Source organism: uncultured Campylobacter sp., from assembly GCF_937996225.1.
Taxonomy (GTDB): domain Bacteria; phylum Campylobacterota; class Campylobacteria; order Campylobacterales; family Campylobacteraceae; genus Campylobacter_B.
Genome location: NZ_CALKTC010000066.1, coordinates 1 through 5,254, shown reverse-complemented (window position 1 = coordinate 5,254; position 5,254 = coordinate 1). Strand labels below are relative to the sequence as shown.

The 5,254-nt window shown below is 43.5% G+C and carries 7 protein-coding genes and 1 tRNA gene; all 8 read right to left on the bottom strand.

What is annotated here, in order from left to right; all coding sequences use genetic code 11:
• Positions 1-274, bottom strand: a 274-nt coding sequence (locus Q0174_RS07680) for a hypothetical protein (RefSeq protein ID WP_298043053.1), incomplete at its 3' end; no start/stop codon positions are given.
• Between the two features lie 117 nt (positions 275-391).
• Positions 392-910 carry a hypothetical protein gene (locus Q0174_RS07675; protein WP_298043050.1) on the bottom strand — a complete coding sequence of 173 codons (519 nt, stop codon included), beginning with the start codon at positions 908-910 and terminating at the stop codon, positions 392-394.
• A 119-nt stretch (positions 911-1,029) separates the two neighbouring features.
• Positions 1,030-1,290, bottom strand: a complete 261-nt coding sequence (locus Q0174_RS07670) for a hypothetical protein (protein WP_297916602.1) — start codon at positions 1,288-1,290, stop codon at positions 1,030-1,032.
• A 189-nt stretch (positions 1,291-1,479) separates the two neighbouring features.
• Positions 1,480-1,555: transfer RNA gene (locus Q0174_RS07665), tRNA-Val, on the bottom strand.
• 368 nt (positions 1,556-1,923) lie between these two features.
• On the bottom strand, positions 1,924-2,874 hold the full coding sequence (locus tag Q0174_RS07660) for a DUF3137 domain-containing protein (protein ID WP_297894697.1): 951 nt from the start codon (positions 2,872-2,874) through the stop codon (positions 1,924-1,926).
• A 77-nt stretch (positions 2,875-2,951) separates the two neighbouring features.
• A complete protein-coding gene (gene dxr / locus Q0174_RS07655) occupies positions 2,952-4,052 on the bottom strand; it encodes a 1-deoxy-D-xylulose-5-phosphate reductoisomerase (RefSeq protein WP_297894699.1) in 1,101 nt (366 codons plus the stop codon).
• The gene (locus tag Q0174_RS07650; protein ID WP_005872778.1) at positions 4,046-4,810 is read right to left on the bottom strand and encodes a phosphatidate cytidylyltransferase; all 765 of its coding nucleotides are present in this window, start codon (positions 4,808-4,810) and stop codon (positions 4,046-4,048) included. Before Q0174_RS07650 ends, dxr begins: the two co-directional genes overlap by 7 nt.
• Before the next feature lie 49 nt (positions 4,811-4,859).
• The coding region (locus Q0174_RS07645) for an NFACT RNA binding domain-containing protein (protein ID WP_298043047.1) at positions 4,860-5,254 on the bottom strand (395 nt) is incomplete at its 5' end.

Sequence of the window (5,254 nt, the reverse complement as noted above, 5' to 3'; positions counted from 1 at the left end):
TATCTTTGACGTCCTCGTATCGGTAAAATTTAAAGCAGTCTTTGCACCACATATACTTCGGATATCTTTTTATGTTCTTTTCAGAGCGGAAGGCAAAATAAAAGCCAGAAATACCTATTACTATAAATGCGATTGCAGGCAATATCCACAAACTACCCGCATCATCAAATTTAATATATTTCTCGCCTATCTTTACATTTTTATGTACCGTAAAATTTATAAGATATAAGAAGCACATTATACCTGTCAAAAAAGCGGCAATTCTATCTAGCATTGCGCTGCTCCTTTTCGTTACGATCTGCTTCATTCATCGTGTTTTGTGCCATACCGTCCGATCCTTAAATTTGGGCTTTCTGAGAGATAAATTCTATTCTTGATCGTTTTAAATTTCTCATATAACAAACCTGCAATATTGTAAAATCAACGTATAATCTTCGCTATAAAATTTTACCCTATTTTTTCTATTGTAGATACTCATACTTAGCAGATATTTAGCGAAATTTATATAATCCTTCGTACTAGGGAAATAAAATGTAACGCTTTGGTAGAATGTTTTAAAATCCAGCTCAAATTTATACCTGTCCATATCGTCCGCTATGCAGCACTCCGCTTCGTCTATTTTAATAAATTCCTTTATATCTATACATAATTGAGCGCTATTTTTTGCAAATCGCGCTCCTCCCGCCCAATATTCATAAGGGAAAAGTTCTAGGTATGAGACCCTTTCATTATACGATGATGTTAAAATGTTTTTTGCGAAATAATACATAGCCAAATTCGTAGTAAAGCCTAATACTACAAGCTTTTTGTCCTCTAGAATTTTAATATCTAATTTATGATACTCATGCCCCATAAGTTCCTCATCGATAGTTAGAGGATCGTCTTTTATATAAATTTTATTCGGTAGCACTGATTTATTCTCCTTTTGCGCACTACGCCGTTATTCATCGAGCGCCGTCAAGTATGATCCCAATCCCTTTGATTGCGGAGGATAATAACTTTTTCCATCTACATTGATGCTATTTATGTTCATATTTTCTCCAATATAAGTTCCGCCGAGCCCTCCTCAAGCGAATTATATTCATCCAGATGTATATGCGAATGTTTCGGCACGGAATCTTGCGCTAAAGTAAGCAAATGCCTGGCAAGAGATATAAGCCCGCTTTTATTCGCCCTTATAGTAACTTCGTTTTCGAGAGCATTGACGGAGATCGCGAAGTCCTTTTCCCATTGTAGCTGTAGCCCCTTTTCTGCGCAGTAGTCTAAGGTTTTTATAACATACTGTCCCATATATCGCCGATACTCCTTTCTAAATTTAATCGATTGCCGATAGAATTTACCTCATCGATCGGCTAATCGATCTCGTATTATTTTGGAAAAATTATATCTAAAATAAAAATGAAAGGGGTCGGAATAACTAAATTTAAGATAAGTGTTGTGCGCAAAAATGAAGTGATTGAAACTTAAAAATAGATTAAGTGGTGGTCCCGATTGGACTCGAACCAACGACTTCCACCATGTCAAGGTGACACTCTACCAACTGAGTTACGGGGCCAAAAAGAAACGGCAGTATATCAAAAAAATCTCTCAATAGCAAGCAAATTTTAATTTTTCGTAAAATTCCGCCGAAATTCTATACAAGATTTCGCCGCGACGCAAAATCGCATCGAAATTCTACGTAAAATTTCACGATTTTGCCAAAATCCCCATGCCGAAATCTCGCGCAAAATTTCATGATCTTTCCAAAATCCGCGTAAAATTTAATGGCGCGAACTCGCGGCACAGCGTAAATTTACGCCAGATATGGCACGCCCCGCTTGGATGTCGCCACATTTTACGGCTCCTTGCGCGAGCTGCACGCTCCGTTTGTTCGCCACACCTTACCTCATTTTGCCCCGCTTGTCTCGCTCCGCCTTGCGCCCGTTAAGACGTCCAAATTTTTTCATTCAACTTTAGAATTTTTACGATTTGCAGCATCGCGTCCAGATCGATTTGTATCTTGCTCGCGAGCTTATCACCGCGTATCGGCTTACTTAGATCGGGCTCGAAGCTATCGTATCCGCGGGGGATTTTTATATAAATTTTGCTTTTTCTGAAACTAAGCGCGATCTCCGATTTCACAAGCGTTTTTAAAAATAAAATTTTCTCCATCAGCACGGGCGTGAGTACATACGCTGCGGCGACCGCGTCTTTTGTATATACCGCAAAAGATCTATTAAATTTCGCGTTATCCATATTGCAAAATTTTGCACCGCTTTCCAAGACGCTGTGCGGTAGCTTTATTTGTCTTGGAAGAATAAAAACGTCGGATCTGATCTTTTTATGAAAATCGGCTGCGAAAAAAAGGCCTTGAAATATCTCCGTTTCCTTCTTTTCATAAATCAAAGTGAAAAAGCTATCATCTATAGTCTCTTTAGACATCCAAATATCGCAGAAGCTAAAATCCACGCCGTCTATGTTTCCATATATCAAATCATCTCCGCCGGAATTTGCATATTGATTAAAAAGCCCGCTTTGCAGGATATCTTGCTCTTGAGTTACGGCGCCGAATCTGTTGTATTTGTATCCTAGACTTTCGACGTAGGGTGCTATGTAGAGGGCTTTGTATTGCAGCGCGAATTCTCGCGTTTTGACTTTGTAGGTTTTTTCGTAAAATAGCTTATAAGTAAAATATAGCGCTATGCCCAGACCAAATAAAAGATACGGCATCCCCAAAGGCGTACCCTCTTCGCTAGCCATATACCTCATTAGGAAAACCGCAGGGATAAATATCGCGCAGGCTTTAAGCAGGCTTATTATTTTCCATTTTATGCGGCTTTGCAGCAGCTTGCGGCGCTCTTTTTCCAAATTTACGATAGTTTGTACGTCTAACAATTTTTGATCCTAAATTTTACCACTTGCGGCAAGATAGCCTAAATTTAACATTTAAATTTAAGCAGGCAAAGCTAGGCTTAAAGCTCCCCGTTAAATTTCAGCAGTTCGTTTGCATACGCTCGCACGCTCGCGTCCACCGCCGCAAGCGCGTCCACATCCGTCACGCTAGGCGAGTTAAATTTCTCCGCGCACTTTAGCACGACGCGCGCAATGTCGGTGAAGCGGCAGCGCTGCTGCAAAAACGCATTTACGCCCGCTTCGTTTGCGGCGTTGATGACGACACCGAGATCAGGGTTTGCTAGCAGCGCGTCTTTGAGGGTAAAGATTTGAAATTTCATCTCGTCGATCGGCTTAAGCTCTATCGGTCGCAGAGTGCACAGATCCACGGGTGCGGTGATCTGCTCCCGTACGTCGCCGCTAAACATCGCGTGCGCGATGGCTAGGCGCATATCGGCCCTGCTAATGTGCGCCGTCGTAGAGCCGTCTGCGAATTCGACTAGCGCGTGGATCTGCGAGGTGCGCTCGATAAGTGCATCGATCTTACGCGTGCCATAGAGCCAAAACGCCTCGATCACCTCAAAGAGTTTATTCGCCATCGTGGCGCTGTCGATCGTGATCTTTGCGCCCATCTTCCAGTTGGGGTGTTTGAGGGCGTTTTGCGGCGTGAGCGAGCCCAGCTGCGTTAACGGCACGTCGTAAAACGCGCCGCCGCTAGCCGTGATGATTAGGCGAGAAACGGGGATTTTGGCATTGCTAAGTAGAAATTTCAGCCCGAAATGCTCGCTGTCGATCGGGAAAATTTTATCCGTTTGCAGAAATTTCCCGCCGACGACCAGGCTTTCTTTGTTGGCTAGACAGAGCCTTTTGCCGAGCTCTTGGATCTTTAAGCTGGGCATCATACCCGCAAAGCCTACAAGAGCGTTTACCACGGTCGTGCTTTTGCACTCCGCAAGCATCTGCAAAATTCCATCCGCGCCGCAAAATACGCGCTCGTGATCTACCTCGCTTTTTTGCTGCGCATCCGCGATACAGACGAGACGAGGGTGAAATTTTGCGATCTGTTCGTTTAAAAGCTTGATATTGCGCCCGCAGCTAAGCGCTTCGATCATACTGCCGCTGCGCGCGGCCACGTCTAGGGTGTTTGTGCCGATAGAGCCCGTAGAGCCTAAAACTACCATGAATAGACTATCGCCATCGCGATCGCGCCGAACATATAGCCGTCGATGCGGTCTAAAATCCCGCCGTGTCCGGGAAAGAGCGCGCCGCTATCTTTAAGACCCGCTGCGCGCTTTAGGTAGCTCTCGAACAGATCGCCGAACACGCCAAAAATTGCTATGATGATGGTTTTTCCTAAAATTTCAAGCGGCGGCATATTGGTAAAGATGCGCGCATAAATGAGGCTAACGATAAGCGCGAGCGCAAGACCACCTAGTACGCCTTCTACGGTTTTATTCGGTGAGCTAGCGCTTAGCGGAGTTTTGCCAAAGGCTCTACCGATAAAATACGCGCCGCTATCGCTAGCTACGATAATGAAGATCAGCCAAACGAAGTGAAAAACTTCCCCGAAATCATCGTAAGCCGCCCACATAAAAAATATCGGCGCAACGGGATAGATGAAAGGAAGCGTGATCTTTAGGCTAGGGCCTTTGGTAAAGGCTACGACAGAGGCGACGCATAGGATCATCAGGATGCTAACTTTTAGCGCTGAGACGAAAGGTTCGTCGGTCTGCGTAAATGGTAGCAGCGCAAAAAATGCGATCGCCAGCGCGAGCCACTTTTTGCTAGTTTCCTCTAGACCCCATAACTTGAGGCTTTCAAAAAACGCAAGCACGAGTATCAGCGCAAATACGGCGAAATTTAGCCACCTAGCGTTTATGAGAATTAGAGCCAAAAATACAGCGAGTAAAATGCTCGCCGTGATTATTCTTTGCTTCATAGAATTTCCTTGGAATTTATTTTGAGCAATTATATCGCAAGCTCGCTTATTACGGCTTTAAAACGCTGATTGTTTTAAAATTTACGTAGTTTACGAAAGCACCTTCGTTGATTTTGACATTTTGACGTTTGGTGTAATCGACGAGATATTTTCCGCTGCCGCTTGCACTGAAGCTCACGCAAATTTTAGCGGCGAATTCGATCACCTCTTCGCTTAGACTTTGCTTATTTGTCTTTACGATGACGTGTGCACTTGGAATGTCCTTAAGATGAAACCAATAGTCGGATTTGGAGCTATTTTTTAGTAAGAACTCATTGCCTTTTTCGTTTTTCCCGACGCTGATTTTAAAATCTCCTAGATAAAAGTTCGCTACGTATTCGCTATTTTTTTCCTTGCTTTTTTGCCTAGTTTGCGTGCGCTTAGGCATTAGAATTTCGATCTCGT

Coding starts and splice junctions, on each gene's coding strand:
- Q0174_RS07670 (WP_297916602.1), bottom strand. CDS start 1,290: ATGGGACAGTATGTTATAAAAACCTTAGACTACTGCGCAGAAAAGGGG.
- dxr (WP_297894699.1), bottom strand. CDS start 4,052: ATGGTAGTTTTAGGCTCTACGGGCTCTATCGGCACAAACACCCTAGAC.
- Q0174_RS07650 (WP_005872778.1), bottom strand. CDS start 4,810: ATGAAGCAAAGAATAATCACGGCGAGCATTTTACTCGCTGTATTTTTG.